The organism is Rhodococcus sp. ACS1 (assembly GCF_002300155.1).
Classification (GTDB): Bacteria; Actinomycetota; Actinomycetes; order Mycobacteriales; family Mycobacteriaceae; genus Rhodococcus_F; species Rhodococcus_F koreensis.
In genome coordinates, this window is record NZ_NSDZ01000018.1 from 1 (window position 1) to 26,118 (window position 26,118).

General features: G+C 65.3%; 20 protein-coding genes and 4 pseudogenes. 16 read left to right on the forward strand and 8 right to left on the reverse strand.

What is annotated here, in order from left to right; translation table 11 throughout:
- Positions 1-75 precede the first annotated feature (75 nt).
- The 5 genes and pseudogenes from CJ179_RS50085 (at position 76) to CJ179_RS50105 (ending at position 5,296) form a co-directional block, all read left to right on the forward strand.
- Positions 76-411 carry a hypothetical protein gene (locus CJ179_RS50085; RefSeq protein WP_257016462.1) on the forward strand — a complete coding sequence of 112 codons (336 nt, stop codon included), beginning with the start codon at positions 76-78 and terminating at the stop codon, positions 409-411.
- A 210-nt stretch (positions 412-621) separates the two neighbouring features.
- Positions 622-1,200 (forward strand): annotated as a pseudogene (locus CJ179_RS50090) (ISAzo13 family transposase); the annotation flags it as partial.
- 540 nt (positions 1,201-1,740) lie between these two features.
- On the forward strand, positions 1,741-3,498 hold the full coding sequence (locus tag CJ179_RS50095; RefSeq protein WP_095866489.1) for a reverse transcriptase/maturase family protein: 1,758 nt from the start codon (positions 1,741-1,743) through the stop codon (positions 3,496-3,498).
- Between the two features lie 128 nt (positions 3,499-3,626).
- Positions 3,627-4,247, forward strand: a pseudogene (locus tag CJ179_RS54375) (ISAzo13 family transposase); the annotation flags it as partial.
- Positions 4,248-5,101: 854 nt separating this feature from the next.
- Entirely contained in the window at positions 5,102-5,296 is a 195-nt protein-coding gene (locus tag CJ179_RS50105; RefSeq protein ID WP_095866490.1) for a hypothetical protein, read from the forward strand.
- 104 nt (positions 5,297-5,400) lie between these two features.
- Here CJ179_RS50105 and CJ179_RS50110 read toward each other — a convergent pair whose 3' ends face one another.
- The 3 genes from CJ179_RS50110 to CJ179_RS50120 all read right to left on the reverse strand — a co-directional run bounded on the left by CJ179_RS50110 (position 5,401) and on the right by CJ179_RS50120 (position 6,662).
- A complete protein-coding gene (locus CJ179_RS50110; protein ID WP_095866491.1) occupies positions 5,401-5,892 on the reverse strand; it encodes a hypothetical protein in 492 nt (163 codons plus the stop codon).
- Positions 5,893-6,043: 151 nt separating this feature from the next.
- Complete coding sequence (locus tag CJ179_RS50115; protein ID WP_095866492.1) at positions 6,044-6,283, reverse strand: hypothetical protein; 240 nt, start codon at positions 6,281-6,283, stop codon at positions 6,044-6,046.
- A gap of 58 nt (positions 6,284-6,341) precedes the next feature.
- Positions 6,342-6,662 carry a hypothetical protein gene (locus tag CJ179_RS50120; RefSeq protein WP_257016455.1) on the reverse strand — a complete coding sequence of 107 codons (321 nt, stop codon included), beginning with the start codon at positions 6,660-6,662 and terminating at the stop codon, positions 6,342-6,344.
- Between the two features lie 761 nt (positions 6,663-7,423).
- Between CJ179_RS50120 and CJ179_RS50125 the strand changes: the two genes are divergently transcribed.
- Positions 7,424-8,077, forward strand: a complete 654-nt coding sequence (locus CJ179_RS50125; RefSeq protein WP_095866493.1) for a ScbR family autoregulator-binding transcription factor — start codon at positions 7,424-7,426, stop codon at positions 8,075-8,077.
- A 68-nt stretch (positions 8,078-8,145) separates the two neighbouring features.
- Here the strand turns inward: CJ179_RS50125 and CJ179_RS50130 are convergent, their stop codons facing one another.
- On the reverse strand, positions 8,146-9,090 hold the full coding sequence (locus CJ179_RS50130) for a phospholipase D family protein (protein WP_095866494.1): 945 nt from the start codon (positions 9,088-9,090) through the stop codon (positions 8,146-8,148).
- Between the two features lie 199 nt (positions 9,091-9,289).
- Between CJ179_RS50130 and CJ179_RS50135 the strand changes: the two genes are divergently transcribed.
- From CJ179_RS50135 to CJ179_RS50165, 7 genes are all read left to right on the forward strand, one after another.
- Positions 9,290-9,517, forward strand: coding sequence for a hypothetical protein (locus CJ179_RS50135; RefSeq protein WP_095866495.1), 228 nt, complete (start codon positions 9,290-9,292; stop codon positions 9,515-9,517).
- A 433-nt stretch (positions 9,518-9,950) separates the two neighbouring features.
- Positions 9,951-10,343 carry a hypothetical protein gene (locus tag CJ179_RS50140; protein WP_095866504.1) on the forward strand — a complete coding sequence of 131 codons (393 nt, stop codon included), beginning with the start codon at positions 9,951-9,953 and terminating at the stop codon, positions 10,341-10,343.
- Positions 10,340-12,331, forward strand: a complete 1,992-nt coding sequence (locus tag CJ179_RS50145; RefSeq protein WP_095866496.1) for a hypothetical protein — start codon at positions 10,340-10,342, stop codon at positions 12,329-12,331. The genes CJ179_RS50140 and CJ179_RS50145 overlap by 4 nt, the downstream gene beginning before the upstream one ends.
- Positions 12,331-13,128, forward strand: coding sequence for a hypothetical protein (locus CJ179_RS50150; protein WP_095866497.1), 798 nt, complete (start codon positions 12,331-12,333; stop codon positions 13,126-13,128). Before CJ179_RS50145 ends, CJ179_RS50150 begins: the two co-directional genes overlap by 1 nt.
- Positions 13,129-13,338: 210 nt before the next feature.
- Positions 13,339-15,351, forward strand: coding sequence for a cutinase family protein (locus tag CJ179_RS50155; RefSeq protein ID WP_095866498.1), 2,013 nt, complete (start codon positions 13,339-13,341; stop codon positions 15,349-15,351).
- A gap of 233 nt (positions 15,352-15,584) precedes the next feature.
- Complete coding sequence (locus CJ179_RS50160) at positions 15,585-15,878, forward strand: hypothetical protein (protein ID WP_095866499.1); 294 nt, start codon at positions 15,585-15,587, stop codon at positions 15,876-15,878.
- Between the two features lie 5 nt (positions 15,879-15,883).
- The gene (locus tag CJ179_RS50165; protein ID WP_257016458.1) at positions 15,884-16,225 is read left to right on the forward strand and encodes a hypothetical protein; all 342 of its coding nucleotides are present in this window, start codon (positions 15,884-15,886) and stop codon (positions 16,223-16,225) included.
- Positions 16,226-16,371: 146 nt separating this feature from the next.
- Here the strand turns inward: CJ179_RS50165 and CJ179_RS50170 are convergent.
- A pseudogene (locus tag CJ179_RS50170) lies at positions 16,372-17,294 on the reverse strand (phosphatidylserine/phosphatidylglycerophosphate/cardiolipin synthase family protein); the annotation flags it as partial.
- 265 nt (positions 17,295-17,559) lie between these two features.
- On the opposite strand from CJ179_RS50170, the gene CJ179_RS53665 reads away from it, so the two are divergent.
- Positions 17,560-17,685: a hypothetical protein gene (locus CJ179_RS53665; protein WP_257016460.1), complete on the forward strand. Its 126-nt coding sequence runs from the start codon at positions 17,560-17,562 to the stop codon at positions 17,683-17,685.
- Between the two features lie 103 nt (positions 17,686-17,788).
- Here the strand turns inward: CJ179_RS53665 and CJ179_RS53670 are convergent.
- Both CJ179_RS53670 and CJ179_RS50180 read right to left on the reverse strand, forming a co-directional pair.
- Positions 17,789-18,175: pseudogene (locus CJ179_RS53670) on the reverse strand (helicase associated domain-containing protein); the annotation flags it as partial.
- 6 nt (positions 18,176-18,181) lie between these two features.
- Positions 18,182-20,428: an ATP-dependent RecD-like DNA helicase gene (locus CJ179_RS50180; protein WP_095866505.1), complete on the reverse strand. Its 2,247-nt coding sequence runs from the start codon at positions 20,426-20,428 to the stop codon at positions 18,182-18,184.
- A gap of 421 nt (positions 20,429-20,849) precedes the next feature.
- On the opposite strand from CJ179_RS50180, the gene CJ179_RS50185 reads away from it, so the two are divergent.
- A complete protein-coding gene (locus CJ179_RS50185) occupies positions 20,850-21,053 on the forward strand; it encodes a hypothetical protein (protein WP_095866501.1) in 204 nt (67 codons plus the stop codon).
- A gap of 36 nt (positions 21,054-21,089) precedes the next feature.
- Positions 21,090-21,404: a hypothetical protein gene (locus tag CJ179_RS50190; RefSeq protein ID WP_143549092.1), complete on the forward strand. Its 315-nt coding sequence runs from the start codon at positions 21,090-21,092 to the stop codon at positions 21,402-21,404.
- Between the two features lie 824 nt (positions 21,405-22,228).
- Here CJ179_RS50190 and CJ179_RS50195 read toward each other — a convergent pair.
- Positions 22,229-25,705 carry a protein kinase gene (locus tag CJ179_RS50195; RefSeq protein ID WP_257016461.1) on the reverse strand — a complete coding sequence of 1,159 codons (3,477 nt, stop codon included), beginning with the start codon at positions 25,703-25,705 and terminating at the stop codon, positions 22,229-22,231.
- Between the last annotated feature and the right edge of the window lie 413 nt (positions 25,706-26,118).

Below are 26,118 nucleotides of genomic sequence, written 5' to 3' on the forward strand. Positions count from 1 at the left end.
GCCTCATGCCGCTGCGACACGCCGAACAACACCAGCACCAACTGCCCCACGCCACGGCAGAGGTTAAACGACAAGCTGAGAAGAGTGGATGCGGGAGCGGTTGTGGAATGGTTCGTGTCGTTTTGGGATCTGGAGACTCAGCGGACATCGGTGCGCGCGGGGGAAGCGTCCAATCGCGTTGACGCCATGGCTCAGGTCATCGCCACTGGGCGCGAGCTGGCGCGCCGCGACGACGGGTCGGTGGTCAATAAGACTGCCCACATCCGTATCGGAACAGAGCTGGCGGTGGTGGCCGGGTTCGACAATCCACACCTGAGCGATGAAAACCTGCGCTGCCGTGTCGAGGCCGCCATCACCGCGAAGCAACAACACGCCCGCACGATGCAGCAACGTAAATCTGTCGAGCTCTAGTCGCGGACTCCTCGGGGGTACCTCGTGACGCTGACGCCCGCCGCAGGCACACCCATCCAGCCACTCGATCTCGAAGTGGACGAGTAGATCCGGTTCCACATCGCCCCTCGGGCCAATGTCGTTTCGGACGTCAGCGCAGTCGGCGCGGCACACTAAGGGCGTGCAGAGAATCAAGTCGTAACATTGAGTGTTTTCGGACTATATTGTGGTATGGGCGATTTCGTTGTGACTGTGGAGGATCTGGCGGCGAAGTTCGCGGTGGTGTTGCCGCATTTGGATGAGCGGCAGCGTCGGCTGGTGTTGGGCGCGGAGGCTCGGATGTTGGGGCGCGGCGGGGGTCGGGCCGTGGCGCGGGCGGCGGGGGTGCGGGAAGCGACGGTGTCGGCGGGGGTGACGGAGTTGGAGTCCGGGCAGGCTCCGCTGGGGCGGGTGCGCCGGGCTGGTGGTGGCCGCAAACGAGCGGCCGAGGTCGACCCCGGCCTGGTTCCGGCGTTGTTGGCGTTGGTGAAACCGGACCAGCGGGGCGATCCGATGTCGCCGCTGCGGTGGACCGCGAAGTCGACGTACAACCTCGCGGACACGTTGACCGGTCAAGGACACAAAGTCGGCGCGGATGTCGTCGGGGACCTGCTGCGGCAGGAGGGTTTCAGCTTGCAATCCAACGCCAAAAGCCTGGAGGGCAAGCAGAGCCCCGACCGCGACGCCCAGTTCAATTACATCAACGAGCAGGTCAAAGACCATCAGGGTGGTGGGCAGCCGGTGGTCAGCGTCGATACGAAGAAGAAGGAATGTGCGCCACGAAGCGCCTTGTCATATTCCCAGTTCAGCTGGGAGGAATTCGGAGGAAATATTCCTGGGTCTGATGGCTTACCTGGATCCGAAAGGAGAAGGGAACCGTAGCATGCAATTGAAGCAGCGACCGTGTCCAGGTATCAGGAACGGGGTGCTGCGGGACCCGAGCGACATGGTGAAAGCGAAACTGCTTGAACCCCAATCCCCAGAAGACGCAACTTCTCGTCCGTCGGAAATGTACCTGAAACCGGCGCCGCATCGTGTATCGGAGTCAGCTCCTATCCGATACAGCCTCCGTGGTGCGGAGCGATTCCCAATGAGGGAATTCAAGGGGATGAACGGGGCACCTAAATCGCTCTATGACGTATGGCAAGGACGAACGTGGGATCGCCTAACGGGCACGCGCCATGTGCCCTATGGCGACAGAGGCCCAGTAGTAGTCGTGGGAGTAACGCCCCACCGAGGAGGACGGGAAAGCCGTCCACAGGGCCAAGTGGGCCAGGTGATCGGATGCCCGAGGGCCGGGAGGTACGCGTGATGCGTGAAGCCGAAACGGTGCTGGGTGTCCTGCGTGAACGCGGAAGGCGCGGCTTGCCGCTGGAACGACTCTATCGTCAACTGTTCAACCCGCAGTGGTATCTGCTCGCCTACGGGCGTCTGTACTCCAACAAGGGGGCAATGACGCCCGGACCCGACGGCGAGACCGTCGATGGCATGTCTCTGGGCAAGATCGGGCGCATCATCGATGCGTTGCGCCACGAGCGCTACCGGTTCAAGCCCGTCCGGCGCACCTACATCCCCAAAAAGAATGGGAAGAAAAGGCCGCTGGGGCTGCCGTCCTGGTCGGACAAACTCGTCGGCGAAGTAATCCGCCTGCTTTTGGAGGCGTACTACGAGCCGCAGTTCTCCGATCTGTCACATGGGTTTCGGCCGAATCGTGGCTGTCACACCGCACTGTCGGAGGTAACGCAGCGCTGGACCGGCACCACATGGTTCATTGAAGGCGATATCGCCGACTGTTTCGGATCGCTCGATCACGAAATCATGTTATCCGTGCTCGCGGAAAGAATTCACGACGGCCGTTTCCTTCGGTTGCTGCGTAACATGCTGCAAGCCGGATACCTGGAAGATTGGATATGGCACGCCACGTTGAGTGGCGCACCACAGGGTGGGGTTGCATCCCCAATCCTGTCCAATATTTATCTGCACAAGCTGGACAATTTCGTCGAGAAAGTCCTTATCCCTGAATATACCCGAGGTGACGCCAGGGTATCCAATCCTGAATACTATGAGGCGGCCAAACAGCTCGCACGTTTGCGTCGGCGCGGGGACCGCCCAGCGGTCCGCGCGCTTCGCAAACAGATGCGGGGAATGCCGAGCAAGGACCCGACAGATACTGGGTTCCGGCGGCTCCGTTACGTGCGGTACTGCGACGACCACCTCCTCGGGTTCACCGGACCCAAGGCTGAAGCAGAGGAAATCAAGATCCGTTTGGCGACGTTCCTGCGTGACGAACTCGAGCTGGAACTGTCGCACGAGAAGACCTTGATCACCCACGCCCGAACGGGCGCGGCCAGATTCCTCGGCTACGAGATCATCACCCAACATGCCGACCACATGGTCGGCGGCAAGGGCCGCAGCGTCAACGGCGTTGTCGGCCTGCGCGTTCCCCGTGATGTGATCAAAGCCAAATGCGCCCCGTTCCTGAAGCTCGGCAAACCCGAGCGACGCAACCGGATGGTCAACGAGGACGACCACACGATCGTCAGGACCTATGGTGCGCAGTACCGGGGATTGGTGGAGTACTACCTGCTGGCCGGTGATGTCTATCGACTGAACCGGCTGGAATGGGTAATGAAGACCTCCATGCTCAAAACGCTGGCCTGCAAACACAACTCGACGGTGACCACGATGGCGGACCGTTACAAGACCACCATCGCCACACCGTCGGGGCCACGCAGGTGCTTCGAAGCACGCGTCGAGCGCGAAGGCCGTCAACCACTGATCGCACGGTTCGGTGGGATTCCCCTGCGGCGCAAGAAACACGCGGTCCTGACCGATCGCATCCCGCGCCCGGTCACCGTCCGCCGAAAAGAGCTGGTGACCCGGCTCCAGGCAGGACGCTGCGAGCTGTGCAAGCAAACCGGCACGGTGGATGTCCACCACGTCCGCGCGCTGGCCGAGCTCCACAGACCGGGACAACCGCAACCCGTGTGGAACCAACTCATGGCCAAACGGCGCAGGAAAACCCTCGTGGTCTGCGCCGACTGCCACACCACGATCCACAACGGGTAGTCAACCGCGCCACCCACGCAGTAGTCACTGGAGAGCCGTGATGCTCGGAAAGCGAGCACGTCCGGTTCGGGAGGGGGTCGTCGGGTCGGGTCCAGCTGCGCTGGCGCCACGCCCGACGGCCTACCTCATTGGTCGGACCGTACAAGAACAACGGTGCCGAATATCAGCCGAAGGGTGAACCGGAACGGGTCGACACCCACGACTTCCCCGGCGAGCTGGGCAAGGTCGCGCCCTACGGGATCTACGACTTGTCCGAAAACGCGGGTTGGGTCAACGTCGGCACCGACCACGACACCGCCGCCTTCGCCGTGGAATCGCTGCGCCGCTGGTGGCGCGGTGTCGGTGCCGTGAACTACCCCGACGCCACGAGACTGTTGGTCACCGCGGACTCCGGCGGCTCCAACAGTTCCCGCACCAGGGCGTGGAAAACCGAACTCTCCGCACTCGCCGCCGAAACCGGCCTGGCCATCACGGTCTGCCACTTTCCGCCCGGCACCTCCAAATGGAACGCCATCGAGCACCGCTTGTTCTCCCACATCTCCATGAACTGGCGTGGCAGATCCCTGACCAGCCATGACGTCATCATCAACACGATCGCGGCGACCACCACCCGCACCGGACTGCGCGTACACGCGCAGCTCGACACCGGGACCTATCCGATCGGCATCAAAATCAGCGACCAGCAACTGGCCGCCATCCCGATCACTCGCCACGAATGGCACGGCGACTGGAACTACACACTGCATCCCACTCCCATCGACTCCCTCCCCGCCGAGCCCACCACCCACAGCGAACCCGCCACACCACCCCAGCGACCCGACCTGCAGTGGCTACACGCCGCCGAACTGACCGGACTGACACCGACCCGATGGACCCAACTCATCGACGAACTCACCCCTGTCCATCGGGCACAACACCCCAACCCCACCCGAACCAACGGACGCAAACCCGCGCTCACCCTCGCCGACCGCACCGCCCTCACCCTGCAACAACAGCGATTCTCCACACCCGCCACCGTCCTCGCCGAGCTGACCGGACTCAGCGCTACCGCCATCCGCAACGCCGTCAACCAGACCCGCCCCCTACTCGACCTGGTCGACCACACAACCGAACCCACAGGCATCAAACTCGACACCGCAACCGACATAAGAGAATTCGCGGCCAACGCAAGCCGACACGCCGCAATCTAGCCAGTATTGCGTGTTATTTATCTGCACGCCCTAAGGCCACGAGCTGGTTGAGCCCGATCTCGGCAAACGCCATCGCGGCCGCTCGAGTCGTTCGAGGGGGCCGCGGGCGTACCAGTGCGCGGATCGACGCCTTGAATGGGTGGGTACCGATCAGTTGCTGGATAGTTGGCGAACACATCTCACGCGGCCCTGGTAGCAGGGGGAGAGCGGGCGCAATTTCATCACTGTGACGTAAATTCCCGAGCCTGGACGGTTGTCTATTTTTTTCGCCGGCGGCCAGATGGCTTGCCGCGGAAATGGCAACGTCACGAATTGTGTGCCGGAACACGCCGCGACCGCGACCGCGAGGCGGGGATAGCTAACTCCGCTACGCTAGCTAGCATCGCAACTGACGTCGCGAGCGTGAGGGTGGCATGACTGTGCAGGTGATCCAATCCAGTGGACACAATGGGTGGGCGGTGCGATGCGATCTGTGTGAGCACCGCTTCGATGCCGCGATTGCCGGACAATCCGCGGCGGTGGCGTTCGCCCGGATCAACGGGTGGGTCGTCGGCGAGACCACCTGGTGCCCGATGTGCGCGACCACCCGCATCACCCGAATCGCCTGAGCGTCAGACGTCCGTGTGCGGGTCGGTTCACGGGTAGCTTCCGGGCAACCAGGAATCGTCCACAGCCGCTCACCCTTCAGCTCGTCGAGCAGAGTCGCGCACCATCACCGATGGGCATCGGACCCGAAGGTGGTGGGGAAGGGGCTGGGCCCGAGCGTGAGGGTGAACGAGGTGGGGTGGAGTCCGACCTGGGGCCAACTGGCGGTGACGGTCAGTGATCCGGTGGTCGGGTAGGTGCCGATCCAGTACTGCGGCGTGGTTCGGTACGGCCCGGATCCCTCCAGCCCGGAATCGGGTGTCGGCTGGAACGGGTCGGCGGCGCCGCCGAGGTCGTCGACAAGGATGCGCACGGCCAGATAGGACCACTGCGCCGACCAGTCGAGGGCGTCGGTCAGGGGCCGGGTTTCATAGCGCACGAAGTCGGCGCGGACGCCGGTGACGCACAGCGCGAACCGCAGCAGCAGCCCGGACATGAACGCGGTCGCCGCCGACAGTTCGAGGACGAGATCTTTCTCCGCCACGATCGGCATGCCCGCGTGCACGGCGACCCCTCCGGTGGTGGGCGGCGCGAGGGCCGGCCAACGATGGCGGCCCATGCTTCATCGTCGCACCACTCGGCCCGACGGTGTCTGTGAATTTCCTGAGACCGGGTCCACCGAGGCACGACGAACGCACGACGCTCGGTGACCCTCCGCCACCACCGGAACGAATACACCCGGGGCATACGGACGGGGCATGCGGGCAGTGTCAGAGGGCGGCGGTGATCAGGCCGGCAATGCCCGCGACCGCGACGAGCGCGAGGAGGGCCAGCGCGACGGATCCGAGGACGGTGCACACGAGGGTGGTCAGCATCGCCAGGCCGACGGTCACGGCGATGCCCGCTTCCCAGGACTCGAGGAGTGCCGTGCCGGGCGGCGCGGCGTCGTCGCACCCGGTGTCCAGGGTGGTCTGTGTGGTGGGCAGATGCGGGCCGGGGACGGCGGTCACGGGTGGTGCGGATCCTTCCGAAGGTCGAGGACGGGAGGTGTACGGGCTGGCGCACGGGTCACAGGTACTCCAGCACCGGGAAAAGAGCGATCGCGGACACGGTGATCCCCGCGACTCCGGCGATGACTCCGAGCAACGCCCGCAGCGAGGCGGGCTCATCGTCCGAAACGCCGGAGCAGGATACGGCGATCACGCCGCACACCACGGCGCTCACGCCCAGGACGAACCCGAGTCCGAACACCCAGAACGACGCGATGGACAACGCCCCCAGGGCGATCGACACGGAGGGCAACCGTGATCCCCCGCGCGGCGATCGCGGTGCACGCGCGGAGGGACTCGCGTCGTCGGTGACAGTTGATCGGATTCGAGCGGCGATCATGATCCTCCTCCAGTGTCTAGGGTGGCCCGGTCGTCGATGCCACGAAAGCCGGATGTGCCCCATCGTTCCAGGGCAACCTTCCAGCCGCTGCCCCGACCAGGGCAGCAGTAATTGCAACTGCACCTGGACCGCGACTGTGTTGGGGCCCAGCGGTTTCTCGCCGGTCCGTGTCATCGGTTACGCAGAAATTTAGCACTCTCGATGGTGGAGTGCTAATGATTTGTCCGGTCGGCATGCTGCGGCGAACCCCCGGTCGACTACCGATCCGGACGCGGGGTCGGGCGGGTCAGCTGGCGATGGCGACCCGGATCTCGGGACGAGCGTCGGTGCCGGTGTCGACCGTGGGCAGTCGGTGCCCCGGCACCCGACCAGGTACCGGGGCACCGTGATCGGCCGCCGGTCCGTGTCGAGGTAAAGGCAAGAGACGAGGTGCCCATCAACGGGGGGGCGGGTGCAGGGTTGACGGCGCCGAAGAATGTCACCGGAGGCATCAGCGGCAGCGGATACGCCGGGCACGTCGGCACCGGTGCACACACGAAATTCGGGTTGTACGAGACACCAGCGTGGACGCCACATCTCGCCGAGACTGCTCACCACCGCCTCGATCAAACCCTGCCCTTGAATGCCGCCCGACCCCTCGATGTGGGACGAAGTGGACCGGCGTGAACAGCACAGAACCGTGGATTGGGTATTGTCTTCGAGATTCCTGGTCCGGTTCGGCTCAACGGCGTCCACCCGATCGGGACAAGGAAGGACATCCCATGACTCAACAGTCACGCGCGCAGGTAACCCGAGCGCATATCGTGCGCGGGGCAGCGGAGGTCTTCGACAGATCCGGATACGACGGGGCAAGCGTCGGGGAAATCATCGCGGCGGCCGGGTTGACGAAGGGGGCGTTGTACTTTCATTTCTCCTCCAAGGAGGAGTTGGCCCGGTTCGTGATCGCCGAGCAGCATCGGACCTCGATTTCCGCGGTGGAGGCGATCGGCTGTGAGTCGGCGCCGGCGCTCGAACAGATCGTGATGTTGTGTCATGAGATGGCCCGGCAGATCGTGGAAGACCCGATCGTGCGGGCCGGGATCAGGATCACCCTCGAGCTCAGCGCTGAGGATCGGGGCCCTGCCGGCCCCTATCTGGATTGGATCACCGCCTGCCAGGAGTTGGCGGTCCGTGCGGTGTCCGAGGGGGATCTGCGGTCGGATCTTGATCCGCCGATGTTCGCGCGGTTCGTGATTGGGGCGTTCACCGGCGTACAGACCGTCTCTCAAGTGTTGGCTCACCGGGCCGACCTCGAACAACGGGTCGACGAGATGTGGAGGGTGGTACTACCCGGGGTGATGCCGGCAGACCGGCAGCACCGCATCGGCACCGTTCGAGCGGCGCGCAGCAGTGTCGCGGTTTCTAGCGCCGTCTAGCGTTTCACCTGTCGGGTGCGTCGGGTTCTGCGGCGCTGACTCTCACGCTGACACAGGCTCTCTGGCGGTCAGAGGTCCCACAACCCCAGCAATGCGGACCGGAGGCCTGGGGAGCGGACGTAGTGGTCGGTCCGCAGCCGTGACCCGGGGTGCCCGAGATCGGTCAGCGCCTTCTCTGCGCTTGGGAGGGGGAGGGGTGACAGGCCGGTGCGCAGGCGCAGGAAGTACAGAACCGCTCCACCGGACCGCGGGATCTTCATCGGATCGGACACCACGACAGCCGGCGCGTAAATCCACTCGTCATCGGCCGAGACGAAGACGATCACGTCGCCCCGCTTTACACCGCTGGGCCTGTCGAGGCGAAGCGATTCGAGCTGGTACTTCGCCGCCGGACCCCCGCGGCTGTGGTGCCGGCCCCGCTGCTCGTCGAGGACCTGTTGTTCGGTGCGGGTGGGTTCGTAGTCGACGGCGTGTTTGACGAACATTCGGGTCACCGGCGTCGGCAGGAAATCTGTCTCGGTGCGAACGCGGCCGGTAACCCCGGGCAGTGGGACCGCGCGGCCGATCTCCCACTCCCGGATCGCGTCGTCCAGGAACACCTGATCGACCTCGGTGATCTCGTCCAGGCCGTCGATGAACTTCCGCACGGAGGCGACGATTTCGGGGTCGTCGGTGATGACCACGGCGTCGTCGGCGAGGGTGGAGTTTTCGGATGCGTTCGCCGACCCGATCACCGCCCGGGTGTTGGTGACGATCACCTTGGCGTGCAGGGTCGGCGAGGACAGCACCCGTACCCCCTTGTTCAGGTAGTACGCGAGGGCGGCGGGGGAGGTGGCGTGGGCCCGGATCGCGGCCTTGGAGGCGTTGACGACAAGGACGTCCCCGGCGCGCAGCGGGAGCAGGGCGGGTGCGTCCTGTCCGAGGTAGCCGATCGCGGCGTATCGGGCGCCTCGGGTGCGGATGGCGCGGGTGATGTGTGGCCACGGACTCGGCCCGTGGAAGGTGGTCCCCATACCGACAGACGGTAACCGCCGACCGGCCCGAATGCCGATGGTCCTGGGGATGTCTGCTCAGTGTCGGAGGCCGATGCTGTCCACGCCCGCTGTGCACGCCCGCGGCGGGCTGGAGCGGGATCGGAAACGCTACCCAACCCTAAAGAAGCTAAAGGTGGCGCTCATACGCTGTAAGCACCACGACACCGGGAGAAGGCTCATGAGTTACGAAGCGATCTACGACGGAATCCGATATCCGCTCGCCGATGCGGCCGCCGCCCACAGTCTCGAGGACGACATCCGGGGCCTCTTCGCAGACAACGGCAACGGCGGATTCGTCGGTTTCGTCAGCCAGAACTCCACGATTCGCCTCCTGATTACGCCCGCGACTCCGGTCGCGATTCGGGGCAGCGACGAGCTGAACCCGTCCGTCATCTACCGCTGGTAGCACCGCCCCGCAGCCGACACCCCTGCGGGGCGCGACGGTGTGTCCGTCCTCGTGGAGGAGAAGGTGTGCGGGAGACTTTTGGCAACGATCCACCGTCACTAGAAGGAGGTATGGTGGCCAGCCTCATCTTTGGGCGGCGTCACCTACGGCATCAGCCAGATCCGATTCGACACCACCTGTTCATCACGCCCGGGGTGCCGATCACGCTGGTGGAATGACGAGCCCAGCCGGATCCGCGTCTTCGGCCAGGAGCCCCGCGCGCCCACTCTGTGTGTGGAGTGCAGCCGGGAAGGGGCCGCACCTCTGCCGCACCTACGCAGTGGTGCGATCATCGGTCGTTCAGTGCGGTCGGTCGCACCACGACGTGCGCGCAAACATGCGCGCTAACGTGCGCGTGAAGATACGAGCAATGAGGCACGTAGCAGGTAATGTGATCTCCGCGGAAATACACGGGCTGCACGCGGAATACGAGTGGGTGGGGATGGCGAAGGTGGGAAATGCCGAAGGCGGCGCCCGCCGCCGCCCGACCGGGGCCGGACGAGCCGCTGCGGGCTCGGGGAAGCGCGCTTCCGGTGCGGGAGAGTTCGGTGGTGCGGGAGCGCCGGGTGCGGAGTTGACGGCGAAGTTGGAACCGCGGAAGGGGCCGACGAAGGTTCCGCTCAATACCCGCGTCCTGGCCTCGACGGAGGCCCGGTTGAACTGGCTCGTGAACGATCGCCAATCCACGGTGACCAACGTCGTGGACGTGGCCCTGCAGGAGTTCCTCGACCGCTACCGCGTCCCGCCGGCAGATCATGACGGCCGGATCACCGAGCAGGAGTCATGAGCAGTTCGTGGGAACAGATACCCCTGTTCGCACTGCCCGAGGCGACCGCGACGGCATCTCCCTCGTCCACCGATGACCTTCTCCCTGACGATGACGTTCTCCTCACCGATGATGACGCTGTCTCCGTCGATGCTGATGTCTGCGTCGCAGCCGATCGGGCGGACTCGAAGTCAGCCGTTGCCGCCCACCCTGAATCGCCCGAGCAGTGCGACGTCGCCGAAGCCGACGACACCCCGACCCCGCCGACACCCGAGACGGACAGCGAAGCGGTAGACAGCGAAGGGGTGGACGGCGACGAAGAGGACGACGACGCGGCTAGCAGCGACACGGCTGGCAACGAAGAGGCGGGCAACGACGCGGCCGATCCGCCGGTGTGGGAGACGCCGCCGGCCGGAGAAGACGCCGATGGCCATGCGTTGATCGTGACCGCCGCCGGGACGTACACACCCTCCGGGCGGGAGTTGACCGGTCCGGTCGACTCGGTCGAGAAGCTGGACAAGCTGATCCGCTGGGCCTCGCTGACACCGTTGGGCGCCCCCGCGCAGATCTGGGTCGTCGGACAGGCCGCGTGCGAGCTGCTCGGGTGGATTATTGATCCGGGCAGTGAAGACGACGTCGACGACATGGAAGCCCTCCGCAACCGCGCCGCCCAGGAACTGACCGCCGTCCTGCACGCCACCCTGACACCGATGCTGAATGCAGGGTGGGAACTGCGCGGCGAGCCCGGGCACGTGGTGCACCTGTCCCGCTCGATCGGGAACTTCACCTCCATGGTCGATGTGGTGATCGAACCGTACGTGTGGACCTACTGGAACAAGGACTTCGGTTGGCACAACCGGGTCGGCGACATGGGCATCCTCGGCTCACCGACGGCCGGAACGTATCTCCCGGACGACGACCTCCCGGCAGCACGGGAACTCGGTCGCCGGTTGGCCTGGTGCGCCACGCACCTGGGGGTGCTCCCGGGGCCGACGCCCGCGCGGACCGGCGCCGCCCTCGTCGACAAGATCAAGCGTGAACGCACCCGCAGCGGCAAAGGCATCGTCGTCACCACCCCCGGGTCGGTCCCACCGCTGGACGGCGCGCCGCGGGGAGATCTCGAACCCGCTGTCGGCTGGACCCGTGTCCCGGACGCGCAGGATGTGGACGGGGCGAGCCGGTTGGTGTCGATCGATCAACGCGCCGCCTACCTCGCCTCCGCGGGCATGCTCGAATTCGGCTACGGGCAACCCCAGCACCTGACCGGCGGGGCGGCGGCCGCTGCGGCGGTGGGGGAGAAGGGGGCCCCGTTCGGGCTGTGGCGGATCACCCTGCCACCGGGGCAAACTTTGTCGCTGCCCGAGAAACTCCCGTTGCCGCACCCGCACATGCTCACCAACCAACCGGTACAGACCTGGGTGACCACGGTCAGCCTCGACGGACTGTGCTCACCGGTCGCGGACGGAGGGATCGGCGCGGACCTCGACGACCTCGACATCACCGAGGCCTGGGTCTACCCACAACAGGGCCGGGCCCTCGACAAGTGGGCAAAAATCCTGCGCGAGGCCCGCAAGGCCGCGGTGGACACCGACGACGACGCGACGAAACGGTTCCTCGGCACCTGCTACAAGGGCTACATCGGGCGAATGGTCAACCCGGACATGTGGACTGCCAAGCAGATGCAACACCACCACCAACCGCTCTGGCGTGCGTCGATCATCGCACACTGCCGCTGGCGCGGCCGCCGCGTGGCGATGCGGATCGCCCGCGAGCACGGCCGCTGGCCGGTCCGCACCGTCACCGACTCCTGGGTGTACCTCCTCTCAGGCGGTGAGGACATCGCCGACCTGAGCGACGCTTTGGGGAAGATGTCGGTGGAGAAGGACACACTCCTCACCGACACGCTCCTGTCCGACCTCGCTTCGGCCCAGGACGTGCACGAGGTGAATCTGGCGATCAAGGCGGCCTTCGCCGACGAAGACGAGGACGAAGGGGAGGGAGTGCTCTGATGGCCCTGCATCTTCCGAAGCCGCGCACCAAGAAGCCCGCGCAGGAGGCGGTCGGTCTCGACGGCCTCAAGGTTTCCGTCGCCAACGCCGCGACCAGCGGTGTCGAAAAATCCAAGCAGGTCAAGAGCGGGGGACTGGCGGGGCTGACCAGCAAGGTCTCGGTCAAGCAGCTGCGGAAGGAACTCGGCAACGAGGGCCTGCGGCAGGCGGCCATCGATGCCGGCCGCACACCCCCATCCGCGCGCACGCTGCGCCGATGGGCGCAACAGGGCCGCATCCCACACCCGGACGTCCTCGAACGAGCCCAACGCCGTGCGGCGATCGAACGCCTCGGGGGCATCGACGCGGTGGCTGCCAAGATCGGCCGGTCCCGCTCCGCCGTCTCCCGGTACCGGTCCGGGGAAACGAACGAGTTGCGAGCGGACGCCAGCAAGAAACTCCGCAACGTCAAGGCCGAGGACATCATGAAGCGTGCCGGCGTCCTGCGTCCGGATGGGACACCGAAGAAGGCGGTCATCCGCGTCAGGGGCGGGGTCATGGTCCGCAACGGAGCCGACGAGGGATACGACTACCGGGTCCGCACTCTGGATTTCGCGAACTCCGACACCCCCTTCACCAGCGAAGAGTCCCGCGAACTGGCCGCCGCACTGGCCAACGACGATCACGCCCGGGTCGTGGCACTGCTGGAGCGGCACGCCACCCTCGACTACCCGGAGAACAAGGGTTTCGACAAGTACAGCGACCAGTTCGGATTCCACTTCGACCACATCGACTCCGTCCACATCGACTGGATCTAAGACGGCTGGGGACCACCCCCACCGGCCCGCCGCGGCACGGGTCGGGTGGCCCTTGTTCCATCGCAGGTGAAAACACCTGACTCCGGCCCATTCTCGCCGGTCAGCGCCCTAAAAGGGAGCGGGGGCACCCCGACACCCCGTTGAGGGGAAACACCGAAATGGGTGAATGTAGGCATCAGTGTCTGTCCCTTCCGGCAATTCGAGGTGCCAATGCCCGCCAGAGGTTCGAGAACCCGTCGCACGGTCGCACTGATCGCCACTGCGACCGTCGTTGTCGGCGTCGCTCTTACCGCACCCGCGGTCGCCGACGCCGCCCCGACCAACTGTGCGGCGACATTCAACCTGTTCATCCCCGGAACGTGGGAGACCAACGAGCACGCCGACCCGACCCGGCCGGTGGGCATGCTGGCCCCGGTCGCGGCTGCAATCGAGGCACAGAACGGTGCCCGCGCACAGACATACACGCTGCCGTACATGGCGTCCGCGTTCGACAACGGCCACACCTACGCCGACAGCAAACTCGACGCGGTCAGCAGGGCCACCGCCGTGGTGAAGTCCTACGCCGACAAGTGTCGGGGCGCGAAGATCACGGTCACCGGCTACTCCCAGGGGGCTGACGCTGCAGGCGATCTCGCGTCGGCGATCGGAAACGCTCGAGGGCCGGTCGATGCGGACCAGGTCCTCGGTGTGGCGCTGATCGCCGACCCGGGTGCCGGCACGAAGGGCGCCGCGACGGTGGGGCCGAAGACCTCCGGGGAGGGGATCGCCGGTCCCCGGTCGCAGGGCATGGGCACGCTGTCGGGGCGGGTCGCGTCGATCTGCGATCCGAAAGACCTGTACTGCTCGATCCGCAAGGGCGCCAACCCGTTCCTCGGATCGCTCGGGTCGATCCTGTCGAAAGCCCCCAGCAACGGCAACACCAACACCAGCGCCGGTGCCGGTGGCGGTGGTGGTACCGCGGCGGTCGTCACCGCGCTGACCTCGGATTTCAGTGGCGCCGACCTTCCCGGTCTCGGATCGAATGTCGACGCGCTCGGAAAGCAACTGTCCGGCACCGACACCGGCGGCTCGATCGACGTGCAAAAGGTCGCCGACACTGCGATCTCGCTGAGCAAGACGCTCAGCCCGCTGGTCGACCTGTTGCAGTCCGGGGCCGCGAACACCGCCGCCACCAGCAACTTGGCCGCAGCCCCGGTGGGCACACCGGAAAACGCGGCCGCACAGGTCCTCACCACAGCCAGCCACGCGGACCTGACCGGTGCACTCGACTCGGCGGCCACGATCGCGAACACCGCCGCCAAACTCTCTAATAACGGCGCCACCACACTGCCCGCCACCGCTCCCGAAATCTCTCAACTCTTGGGCACAGCCGCATCACTCGGTGACCAGATTGCACCCGTTGCCGCCACCCCGGCAGATGCCCTCTCCTCCGCGTCGAGTGTGCTGTCGGTCCTCAAACCGAAAGTCGTCGTCGACCAGGCACTGAACGTCGTCACCGGCGTCACTGCCCTCGATATTCCGAAGATCCTGAACAACCTGATCGTGCTCCCGCAAAGAATTGCCGCCGGCGATGTCCGCGGCGCCCGCGATGCCGCCCGGGAACTTAACGTGCAATTATCACCGTTGGTGAAGATGGCCGCCGGTGTCGACTTGAAGTGGGTCTCCCAGATCCTCGCGATCATCCCGGACCCGACCGGCTACACCCAGATCGCGGCGCTGGTCACCAGCATCCTCGGCAACGTCGACGTGATCAAGCTGGCCAACATCGCCGGCCAAGCCCAGGAAATTGCGTGGGCCGCCGCGGACAAGCTCTTTCCCCCGCCCGGGGTACTACCCGACCCGGTCGGTGCTGCCGCGCAGACCACGGCGTTGATCCCACTCGGCCTCGAACTCGCCTCGGTGGCCGCGAACATGCTCACCGGCACAGCCGCCAAGACCGACCCCGCGCTGCTCGGCAAGCAGACCAATCCCGTGGGCAACGCGATCACCACGCAGGCGCAGACCCTCGACCTCGCAGGACTCGCCGGGTCGGTGTCGACGATGGCGCGCTCGCAGGGGGCCGAGGATCTCGCCGCGGTAGTCGGCGAGGGCCTGAACGCGGCCAGCTTCTTCGCCTCCGGTGCACACCAGAGCTACCAGAACCTGGTCGTCGACAACGCCGGCCGCAACGCCATCCAGTGGGTCTCGGACTGGCTGAACCTGCAGATCACCCGCGCCGCCTGACGAACCGACAGCGTCGTCCCGGCAGGACCACCACTGCGCGCTTCATCATCACCCGTCCCACATCATCCGAACTTCACCTTCGACCCGGAACTGAGATCTGGCAGGTCAGAGCGGTTGCTGTGGCGAGGTCCGACCTGGATCGGAGGAGGAACCGCCGCAGTTCAGGTCACCGCCCCGGCGTTGACGTACTGCCCGAGAACCTATATCTGCCAGTCGAATAGGAGCACCGAAAAGTGACCCCTCGAACACACCGCCCGACATCCTGCTGGGTGACCTGCCCGCACTGCGGCGGCAAACGCACCTACTTCACCCGCAGGGCCGCCCGCGCTGCCCGCACCCACCACGAAAAACGCCACGGCCTGGCGATCTACCCCTGCCCCCACCGCCACCAGGCCGGTCACGTCGGTTTCCATCTCGGGCACCGGCCGGAGGGGTTGCGCCGCAGCCACATCGACCGGGACACCCTCGCCGACAATCAGCGCACCGCGCTCCCCGGAGGACCGTCCGCGGACGGGGGTGCGCGGTGACACTGATGAACGCCACGGGATCACCCACCACCCCGATCCCACTCGATGCCGGTGACCGGATCCGCTTCGGTCTCGAACCCCGCCGCCCCTACACCGTCCGCGCAACCTCGGAGCACTTCGTCGTCTGCACCCGCCCACGCGACTTCGCCACCCAAGGTGAGTTCGTCTACACGGTCATCGACTGGCGGGGCGGAATCCGCGGCCCTGTCAACGTCGTCGCGCAGAGCGTGGACGTGAGCACCGACGAGCAATGCCGCGACCTCCTTCACGACCTCGAAGTCGGCCGGTGGGAAATCAGCCACCGCAACCGCGTCCCCCTCGACATCCTCGACCGAGACCAGTCATGACAGAGCACATGCCCGAGAGTCCTCTCGCGCTGCTGCTGCTCTACATCGCTTGCGCCGGAGCGAAGTCCACCGAGCCTGTCCCCGCGGGTGTCCGATGCGTCGCGGGCAGGAACCTGTGGTGTGCGCACAGATTTTCCGAGGGCACACAACGCCAGCAGCGCGGTCCGGAGTATGGGGGAGCGGACGAAGTGATCGGTCCGCAGCAGTGACCCGGGATGCCCGAGGTCGGTGAGCGCCGTCTCGGCATCGGTGAGGGGAAGAGGGGACAGGTCGGCGCGAATACGGAGGGAGAACAGCACCGCTCCACCGGACCGCGGAATCTTCATGGGGTCGGTCACCACCACAGCGGGCGGGTAAATCCACTGGTCGTCGGCAGATACGAAGACGATCACGTCGCCGCGTTTCACGGCCGCGGGTTTGTCGAGGCGAAGCGATTCGAGCTGGTACTTCGCCACCGGCCCAGCCGTGGTCCGCTGCCGCGCCCGGTGCTCGGCAAGCCCCTGGTGTTCGGTGGGGGAGGGTTCGTAGTCGACGGCATGTTTGACGAACATCCGGGTGACTGGGAAAGGCAAAAACTCCGTTTCCGGGTCGTGGATTCTGCCGCTGACGCCGGGGATCGGCACCGCCCGGCCGATCACCCACTCCCGGGCGGCGTTGCCGATGAACACCTCGTCGACCTCGTCGATGCCGTCGATGAACTTCCGCACCGAGACAACAACCTCGGGGTTGTCGGTGATGATGACGGCGTCGTCGGCGAAGGCGGAGTTCTCGGACGCGTTCGCCGACCCGATCACCGCTCGGCTGGATCGCCTTCGCGTGCAGGGTCGGGGAGGACAGGACCCGAACACCCTTGTTCGCGTAGTACGCGAGGGCGGTAGGGGAGGGGAGGTGGCATGCGCCCGGACCGCGGCCTTGGAGGCGTTGACGACCAGCACGTCCCCGGCGTGCAGCGGAAGCAGGGCGGGTGCGTCCTGCCCGAGGTAGCCGATCGCCGCAGAGCATGCCCCCGTGTGCGGATGGCGCGGGTGATGTGGGGCCACGGACTCGGCCCGTGGAAGGTGGTCCCCATACCGACAGACGGTAACGGGCCAGGCGTCCCGGAGCGCGGGAGTTGGACCGGATGGTCGAGGACACGAGATCTGGTGACCCTGGGCACGGCAGCACAGGCAACGGAGGCACGGTGCTGCCGTGCCGTGCCTCCGTTAGGGATTGAACGTCCGGCCGCTTCGCGGTCGTCGCTAGCTAGCATAACTAGCGTAGCTAGCGCTCCCCGGTGTGCCTGTATGCGGATGAGGGCATAGCCGGCCACAGCGAGCGCCGGGAGGAGGTCGGTGGTGAAGGACGTGGTCCTCTCGACACGGTACTTGTCCGCTTTCGCCTCAGCGAAGGACGTGCCTGAGGTGAAGCTGACGTTCGAGGCAGCCGTCACCGACGAGGAGTTCTCTCCAGGGAAGGTCTGATGGCCCTGCATGTTTCGGCCGAAATAGCGGTCCACATGTGAGTCCGCCACCACCGTCCACCGGAGAGCGGTCCGAGCCCCGATGGGCAGGGCGGTAGGGGTGGTTATCCGACGGGTTGTGCTGCTGTTCGTGGTCCGCAGGGGCGTGGGCCGGGGGAGACGCGCAGGGCGGCGAGTGGGCGCCGTTCGTCGTCGGGCAGGGTGTTGGCTCGCCACTCCTTCACCGCCCGGTAGAGCCACTGGCCGAGATGTTCACCGTCGGCGGCTGACGTAGTTCGCGGGAACGAGTGCGTCACCGTGCTCTTCGCGGTAGACGGCAATCTCGGAGAGCATTCGTCGCCGCTTGCAGTCGGCGAATGATACGGCGGGAAGGGGACAGTCGTCGTCACTCCACACGAATCCGATCGCATCGAGTTGGGCAATGCGGTGGGCGGCAAGGTGCCGAGCATGCGGGCTATCCGCTGCCGGTCCTGCCAGCGCCCCAGTCGGAACCTCAGTTATCTGGTCTGGAGTCGGTGGGTGAGGGCGGTGTGGCGGCGGCCCGCGCCCGGGGTGCGGACCGCCGCGGCCAGGGCTTTGCGGGAGCCGACCAGGACGACGAGTTTCTTGGCGCGGGTGACGCCGGTGTAGAGCAGGTTGCGTTGGAGCATCATCCAGGACGAGGTGGTGAGGGGGATGACGACGGCGGGGTATTCGCTGCCTTGGGAGCGGTGGATGGTGACGGCGTAGGCGTGGGCGAGTTCGTCGAGTTCGGAGAAGTCGTAGTCGATGGATTCGTCCTCGTCGGTGAGCACGGTCAGCGTCTGGTCCTCGGTGGTGATGGCGGTGACGACGCCGACGGTGCCGTTGAACACCCCGGCTTTGCCTTTGTCGTAGTTGTTGCGGAGCTGGGTGACCTTGTCGCCGATCCGGAACGCCCGGCCGCCGTAGCGGCGTTCGGGCTGTCCGTCCTTGGGTGGGGTGAGCGCTTGCTGCAACAACGCGTTGAGGTTGCCGGCACCGGCGGGGCCGCGGTGCATCGGTGTCAGGACCTGCACGTCCTGGCGCGGGTTGAGCCCGAACTTGTGGGGGATGCGGCGAGCGACGATGTCGACCACCAGCTTGGCGGTCTCCTCGGCCGGGTGCAGATCCGATTGTTCCGCGGGTTCGCAGGTGAACCAGAAGAAGTCGTCGAATCCGGTGAGTTGCGGGCTGGTTGCGGCGTTGATGCGGTGGGCGTTGACCACGATCCCGGACTGCCGGGCCTGCCGGAAGATTTTCGTCAACCTCACCCGCGGAATCGTGTCGGCGGCCAGCAGGTCGCGCAGTACTTCTCCGGCACCGACGGAGGGGAGCTGGTCGACGTCACCGACGAGCAGCAGGTGAGCCCCGTCCGGGATGGCTTTGATGAGTTTGTTGGCCAGGATGACGTCCATCATCGACGACTCGTCCACCACGACAAGGTCGGCATCGAGGGGGTTGTCGCGGTCGTATTTCGGGTCGCCGCCGGGTTGCAGCTCGAGCAGTCGGTGGACGGTGCAGGCCTGGTGGCCGGTCAGCTCGGCCAGCCGTTTGGCGGCCCGCCCGGTCGGCGCCACCAGCACCACCTTGGCTTTCTTCGCGGTGGCCAGCTCGACGATGGAGCGGACGGTGAAGCTTTTGCCGCAGCCGGGCCCGCCGGTGAGTACCGCGACCTTGCGGGTGAGGGCGAGTGTGACCGCGCCTTTCTGCTCGTCGGCCAGGTCCTGCCTGGTCCGGCCCCGCAGCCAGGTGAACGCCGTGTCCCAGTCGACCCGAGTGAACGCGGCGAGCCTGTCGGCCGGAGAGTGGAGCAGGCCGAGCAGTCCGCCGGCCAGGGAGCTCTCGGCGCGGTGGAAGGGCACCAGATAGACCGCCGGGATGCTCCCGTCACCGGCAGGGACCGGTTCGCAGATCACGCCGTCGTCTGTGGCGAGCTGGTCCAGGCAGGGGCCGATCAGGTCTCGGTCGACCTCGAGGATCTTGGCGGCCTCGGTGATCAGGTTCGGTTCGGGCAGGTAGCAGTGCCCGTTGTCGGCGGCTTGGGACAGGGTGTACTGCAGCCCGGCCTTGATCCGTTCGGGGCTCTCGTGCGGTATCCCGACCGCGTGGGCGATGGTGTCGGCGGTCTTGAACCCGATGCCCCACACGTCGGAGGCGAGCCGGTACGGCTCGGCGCGGACGACACCGATGGCGCCGTCGCCGTAGTTCTTGTAGATCCGTACCGCCAGCGAGGTGGACACCCCCACCCCCTGCAGGAACACCATCACCTCCTTGATCGCCTTCTGCTCCTCCCACGCATCGGCGATCTTCTGGGTGCGTTTGGGGCCGAGCCCGTGCACCTCGATCAGCCGCTGCGGCTGGTGTTCGATGATGGTCAGGATGTCGAGACCGAAGTGGGTGACCATGCGTTCGGCCATCATCGGCCCGATCCCCTTGATCAGCCCGGAGCCGAGGTAACGGCGAATGCCCGCGATGGTGGCGGGCAGCACGGTGGTGTAGGAACGCACCTGAAACTGCTTGCCGTACTTCGCGTGGTGGCCCCACTGACCGGTCAGCCGCAAACTCTCACCGATCTGGGCGCCGAGCAGCGGCCCGACCACGGTCACCAGATCCGGGCCGGACCGCTCGGTGGCCAGGCGGGCGATGGTGTAGCCGGTGTCCTCGTTGGCGTAGGTGATCCGCTCCAACACCCCCTCCACCACCGCCTGGTGTGCGGCATCGGGCGAGGATCGCGCAACGGTCATGTTCATCATTGTGCCGAGTGCACCCGACATGGTGAGCCGTGGTGCCCGGCCCGCCAGGGCTCCCGGATCCCGGTCGGAGCTCGCCGGTGCACCGAAGAAGTACGACGCCGAAACCCAGGAGCGTGCCGTACGGATGCATCGGGACCGGATCCGCGAGCACGCAAGCCCGAAGATCGCAGCCCGCCGCTCTGATGAGAGCTCACCACGGCACCGCCGCCATTGTCGGCGGTGCCAGCTATGGGCGGCGAAACGGTTCCTTGGCGCAGGTGGTCTCCGTCTACGCGCACCGCGACTGCCGCCACACCCGAGCCGGGCGTGCACTGTTGGAAACAGCGGTCGCACAGGGCGGCCGACGCCTCGACTGCTTCGACACCGTGCTCCCCGACCTGTACAGCAAGGCCGGATTCGTCGCGGTCGCCCGTTGCGCTGGAACGACGAGTACGCACCCGACGGGTGGGACTACATCAGTTTCCGGCAATTCAACGACAGACGGCCGGACGTGGTGTTCATGGCCTACGACCGAAAGTCGGTCGACTCGACCTACCGCCGCGGCACCGGCGTATACGTCGACGACTACGACCAAGGAGTGCACGCGGCCTGCATGCACTCGGACTCCGGCCAGTGACCCCAGTTCCGAATGAACGCCGGGACCGTCGGATCGATGTCAATTTCAGAAGACGACTGCCTTTTCGAGTGGACCGGACCCTTCCTGTCCGCCGAGAAGAAGGCGGCACGCGAAGGCACCTCAGACGAAAACGAACGCGCGCGTCGCAGACATTGGTTCCGCACCCACGTCACCGACCAGCCGTTGACCACCACCGTGCAGGTGGACCTCGGCGTGCAATGGGTTCACACCTACAACGACGACACCGGTGCGTTCGAGGCCAGCCTCGGCGGCGACCATTTCGGCCGAGGATCGTTGGCCCGCCGAATACGATCTTCTGTTCCGAGCCTGGAAATTGCGCTGGGGCGGTGACGTCCACCGCTGGCTCACTACCGACTTCGACGACCTTTCTCACCGATGACGGAACCCTGACCGGCGCGTTCCGATTGTCGTCCCATGAGTGGAACTAGCTGACCTGCGCGGTCACGTAGCGTCGCGCATTGCTCAGCCTGTTGCGTCGGGTAGTCCGTTGACCATTTCCGCAACGGGGTAATTGGTACATCGCCCATGCAGATCGTGGTCGTCCAGAGCTCGGGTCCGCGTCACTCATGATTTGCGCGGGATGACTGCTGTAAAAAACATTTCCGCACCTTCTTCTGGGATTGTGCAGGTCTAACCCCGTTTCGCCGGTATCCGTCTGGGATGCCTACGTTACTGCTCGCGGATTAGGCGACTCTCGGAAAGATGACGTGATTGGTACGTCCGCCGCATGCCGCGGCCCGCCGTAATGTCTATGACGGGGCCGCGATGAGCAGAATGTGAGGATCAGCTCTTTCACTTCGGGGGGAAACCTGTGGACGCGGTTGCTGCAGGCGAGGTCGTAGAGGCGGTCCTCATACTCTTGTTTGGAGATTCCGAAGGTAACCATAATGTCTTCCTCGGGTCCTCCGCCGAATGCGGACCAACGACGGAAGAACTGAACAAGGAAGTCGTCCTCACGCGAGCCAGTAAGACGTTCCGCGAGTTTGCTTGTCATTGTTGCCCCAATTTCGCTAACACAGTATCGATAACGCGAGCTGTGAGTAACCGCGGTCTCCCATGGACCGGTTGAAAAGGACAATAGGACGGCGCGCTATACGGACGCATTACGTTGAGAGATAACTGAAGTGCGATGTTTTCTCACTTGAGGATGAGGACTACGCCACAAGGCGGCCTCGCGCTTTGCGTTCCGCCACCCACGCTGCGATCTGGGTACGTGAGGTGAAGCCCAGTTTGGTGAGGACGTGTTCCACATGTCCCTGTGCCGTGCGGTTAGCGATGACCAACCGGGTGGCGATCGCTTTGTTGGTCAGGCCTTCCGCTACCAGCTCGGCGACCTGTTGCTCGCGTTTGGTCAGGTGACAGTTGTCCGAGTCGGCGCACTCCCGGGGTCCCGGCGTGTCTTCGTCAAGTGCGAACGCCACGGCTTCCGCCAGCGTCATGTGTCGGCCGGCTTGAAAGGCGTCGTCGAAGCGCTTGCTGCTCAGCGTGTTATGTGCCCGGCGTGAACATTCGTCGTGATGAATGTGGAGGCCGGGGATGTGGACTGGTGTGCTGCCGACGCTCTCCCAGAGTCCTTCGGCGGCGCCCATCAGCTGCGCGGCATGTTCGGCTCGGTCGGTCTTTGCAGCGATCCATGCCAGCGCCTCCAAGCACCACGCAGCGCTGAGCGGGTCGTCGACCACCCGCGCCATCCGAAGTCCCTGACCGAGGAGCCCGGTCGCTCGGTCAGGGTTGCCGAGTTGCCACACCTGCAGGCCGAGAACCCAGAAGGATCGGGCCCGGTAGACCGATTCTCCCAGGTCGGCGCTGAGAGCGAGGGCCTCTTCATTGCGGGCGATTGCCTGTTCGGTATCACCGAGGAGTCCGCTGGCGAGTCCGAGTCCCTGGAGTGTGGAGATCCGCAGGAACGGTGTGGGGTGGTTGTGGAGGACGGTGAGGGCTGCGGCAAAAGATGTTGCAGCAGTTTGTATGGTGCCGGAGTACAGCGCATGCATACCTTCGGCGTGGTGCAGATGTGCCTGTGTGATTTCGTCGTCGACGTGGTTGGTTGCGATGCCGGCTGCGGACAGTAGTTGCTCTCCAGCGGAGAGGTCGCCCTGGCGGCCGGCGAGCACGCTCTGAGCGCACAGCGCCCTCACTGTGTCTGCCTGGTGTTGGCCGTCGTCTGTAGACAGTGCACTGTCGAGCCATCGGCGTCCCTCGCTGAGAAGGCCGCGGGAGAACCAAAACGGATACAGCGCGGCGGCGAAGCCGATCGCATCCGGCTCCCGCTGGGTGATGCGGAACTGCAATGCGTCGCGGAGATTCGGTTGCTCGCGATCCAATCGAAGGAGCCACTTCAGCTGGCGCGCACTGACCCAGTCGGCTTCCGCCTCACGTGCCATCTGCCGGTACCAATCGCTGTGGCGGCGCCTCTGCGCGATGATGTCTTCCGCTTCGTTCAGTTTCTCGCGGCCGTACTCGCGCAATGTTTCGAGCATGCGGTAGCGGACCGTGAGTCCGTCCCCTTCTCGGATCAGAATCGACTTGTCGACCAACGACGCGATGATGTCCAGGACGTTCTGGACGTCATCGCCATCGGTACAGATGGCTTCGACTGCATCCAATTCGAAGCTGCCGGCGAAGACCGAGAGTCGTGACCAGAGCGTGCGTTCTTGTGGTGTGCAGAGGTCGTGACTCCAGTCGATGCACAGCCGCAGGGATTGTTGGCGGGTCGGTGCGCCGCGCCGGCTTCGTGAGAGCAGTTTGTAGCGGTCGGTGAGTTTGGTGTGAATCTGGTCGACCGAGATCGCGCGGAGGCGGACCGCGGCCAGCTCGATTGCGAGAGGCAGCCCATCGAGTTGTCTGCAGATGTGGGCGACCTGCTTCCAATTCACTTCTGTGAGGTGAAATTCCGGCAGTGTGGTGGTGGCTCGGGCGAGAAACAGTGTCACGGCGTCGTACTGGCTCATCGTGCTCATTGACCGTGCTCGGCGCACGTCCGGAGTGGCCAACGGTTGTACCCGCTGGATTGCTTCACCACCGATACCCAGTGGTTCGCGACTGGTAGCCAGGATTCGTAGATCGGGGCAGGACTTGAGGAGGGTCTCGGCAAAGGCGGCGGTCGCTTCGACGAGGTGCTCACAGTTATCGAGCACCAACATGCATTGGCGCGATCGGAGGTGTTCGATGAGCCCGTGCAGGCGGTTTTGCGCGGGTCGTTCTGCGATCCCGAGCGTGACGGCGGCTGTGTCCACGAGGAAGTTTCCGTCGGTCAGCTCGCCGAGCTCGATCAGCCACACGCCGTCTGCGAATGCGCGTTGTGATTCTGCGGCCACTTTCGTCGCGAGCCGTGTCTTTCCTACTCCACCGATTCCGATCAGTGTCACAAGGCGCGAATCTGCGAGAAGTTTCTTGGTAGTCGCCAGGTCATGGCGGCGTCCGATGAACGTGGTCAGCTCCGCGGGCAGGTTCCCTCGCGGACTGTGGGAGGGACTCGTGTGGGATCCCGAAGTGAGCGGTACTTCGGTGAGAGCCGGTGAGCGGGTGGGGTTGTCGGCGGCTTCGGTCAGGGTCGGGGCTGGCTCGGTGGCCGGGGGAGTATCGGAGCCCATGTTCAGGGCCATGTCGTCCACCGGGCATTTGTTGAGACGTTGAACCCGTCGAAGGCGGCTTCCGAACTCTGCGGCTGTGGACGGTCGGTCTTCTGGTTTCGTTGACATAGCACGCTCAATCTCGGCGCAGACACTGTTGGGAATTCCGAGGTTTCGGAGGTCAGGAATTGGCTGAGTGGTCATTCGCAGGAATTGCGACACGATCGGTTCGTCGGCCTGCCGCTCGTATGCAGCGTGGCCGGTCATAGCGCAAAACATTGTCGAGGCGAGCGAATAGACGTCTGATGCGGGAGTCGGGCGTGCCCCTTGGAGTACCTCCGGGGCGGTGAACGCGAGCGTGCCGGTGACGGCGTTCTGGGCGGTCTCGAAACCACCCACGATGTGGGCGATACCGAAGTCTGCGAGCTGAGGTTCCCCGTAATCGGTGAGCAAGATGTTTGCGGGTTTGACGTCGCGATGAAGGATGCCGGCGCTGTGCGCGGCGGCCAGGGCGCCGGCGAGACGCACTCCCAGGCGCAATGCATCGTGCCAGTTCAGCGGTCCGTGTTGATGAATCCGCTGTTCGAGTGACCCCCGGGGATGGAGCTGCATCACCAGGTACGGCGAGCCGGACCTGGTGCTTCCGCACTGGAAGACGCTGACGATGTTCGGATGGCCGGACAGTCGACCCATCGCGCGCTGTTCGCGCACGAAACGTCCGAGGTTCGTCGGCTCGAGCTGCGAGGTCATGACCTTGACCGCCACGGCCCGCTCCAGGGCTGCTTGCTGGCAGCGGTACACCACTCCGAAACCACCACGTCCGATCTCCTCAGCGTTGCCGAACCCGGCGATCGCCAGTTCATCCTGAAGGGGGAGCGGTGCGATTTTCCGTCCCGCGGCCGCGGTGGCCGCGCGCTGCGGTGTTTCGCGAAGGCCGGTGCTGCCGGTGTGGTGACTGGGAGGACCAGCGGACAGATCGACCGGGGTGACTTCGATACAGGTTTTCATGCGCGTGACCAGCTTCTGGATCGTCGAAGAATCGAGCGATTTACCAGTCACAATGCTCCCGTTCCCGGCGAGCGGCTACTCCTCCTCGGATAGAACGACGCCCTTGTTTGCTCCCCCAAAGATGACGACCTCATCACGCCCCGGCAGTAGAACTGTGATCACCACCGCACCTCGCAGGCAAAAATACCGACCCCTCGTCCCGCTCGCGAGACGGCACCGGGGCGTATACGCCCACTCGCGTGGCACCTCGTCGACGCAGCCTCACAACCGGTGAATCTGCGCACCTGAAGGAGATGAATGTTGTCTACCGAAGCACCTGTCCTCGCTCTCCCGACAGAATTCCCGATGACGATCAACGGGCAGTCCGCGACCGCACAGGACACGGCCCCGGTGTACAACCCGGCGACCACCGAGGCGATTGCCCACGTTCCCGTCGCGAGCTCCGATCAACTCGACGAGGCCGT

What these genes read in the sequence shown, in the direction of transcription:
- CJ179_RS50095 (WP_095866489.1), top strand. Translation starts at nt 1,741, where the DNA reads ATGCGTGAAGCCGAAACGGTGCTGGGTGTCCTGCGTGAACGCGGAAGG.
- CJ179_RS50105 (WP_095866490.1), top strand. Translation starts at nt 5,102, where the DNA reads ATGACTGTGCAGGTGATCCAATCCAGTGGACACAATGGGTGGGCGGTG.
- CJ179_RS50110 (WP_095866491.1), bottom strand. Translation starts at nt 5,892, where the DNA reads ATGGGCCGCCATCGTTGGCCGGCCCTCGCGCCGCCCACCACCGGAGGG.
- CJ179_RS50120 (WP_257016455.1), bottom strand. Translation starts at nt 6,662, where the DNA reads ATGATCGCCGCTCGAATCCGATCAACTGTCACCGACGACGCGAGTCCC.
- CJ179_RS50125 (WP_095866493.1), top strand. Translation starts at nt 7,424, where the DNA reads ATGACTCAACAGTCACGCGCGCAGGTAACCCGAGCGCATATCGTGCGC.
- CJ179_RS50130 (WP_095866494.1), bottom strand. Translation starts at nt 9,090, where the DNA reads ATGGGGACCACCTTCCACGGGCCGAGTCCGTGGCCACACATCACCCGC.
- CJ179_RS50135 (WP_095866495.1), top strand. Translation starts at nt 9,290, where the DNA reads ATGAGTTACGAAGCGATCTACGACGGAATCCGATATCCGCTCGCCGAT.
- CJ179_RS50145 (WP_095866496.1), top strand. Translation starts at nt 10,340, where the DNA reads ATGAGCAGTTCGTGGGAACAGATACCCCTGTTCGCACTGCCCGAGGCG.
- CJ179_RS50150 (WP_095866497.1), top strand. Translation starts at nt 12,331, where the DNA reads ATGGCCCTGCATCTTCCGAAGCCGCGCACCAAGAAGCCCGCGCAGGAG.
- CJ179_RS50155 (WP_095866498.1), top strand. Translation starts at nt 13,339, where the DNA reads ATGCCCGCCAGAGGTTCGAGAACCCGTCGCACGGTCGCACTGATCGCC.
- CJ179_RS50165 (WP_257016458.1), top strand. Translation starts at nt 15,884, where the DNA reads ATGAACGCCACGGGATCACCCACCACCCCGATCCCACTCGATGCCGGT.
- CJ179_RS50180 (WP_095866505.1), bottom strand. Translation starts at nt 20,428, where the DNA reads ATGACCGTTGCGCGATCCTCGCCCGATGCCGCACACCAGGCGGTGGTG.
- CJ179_RS50190 (WP_143549092.1), top strand. Translation starts at nt 21,090, where the DNA reads ATGTCAATTTCAGAAGACGACTGCCTTTTCGAGTGGACCGGACCCTTC.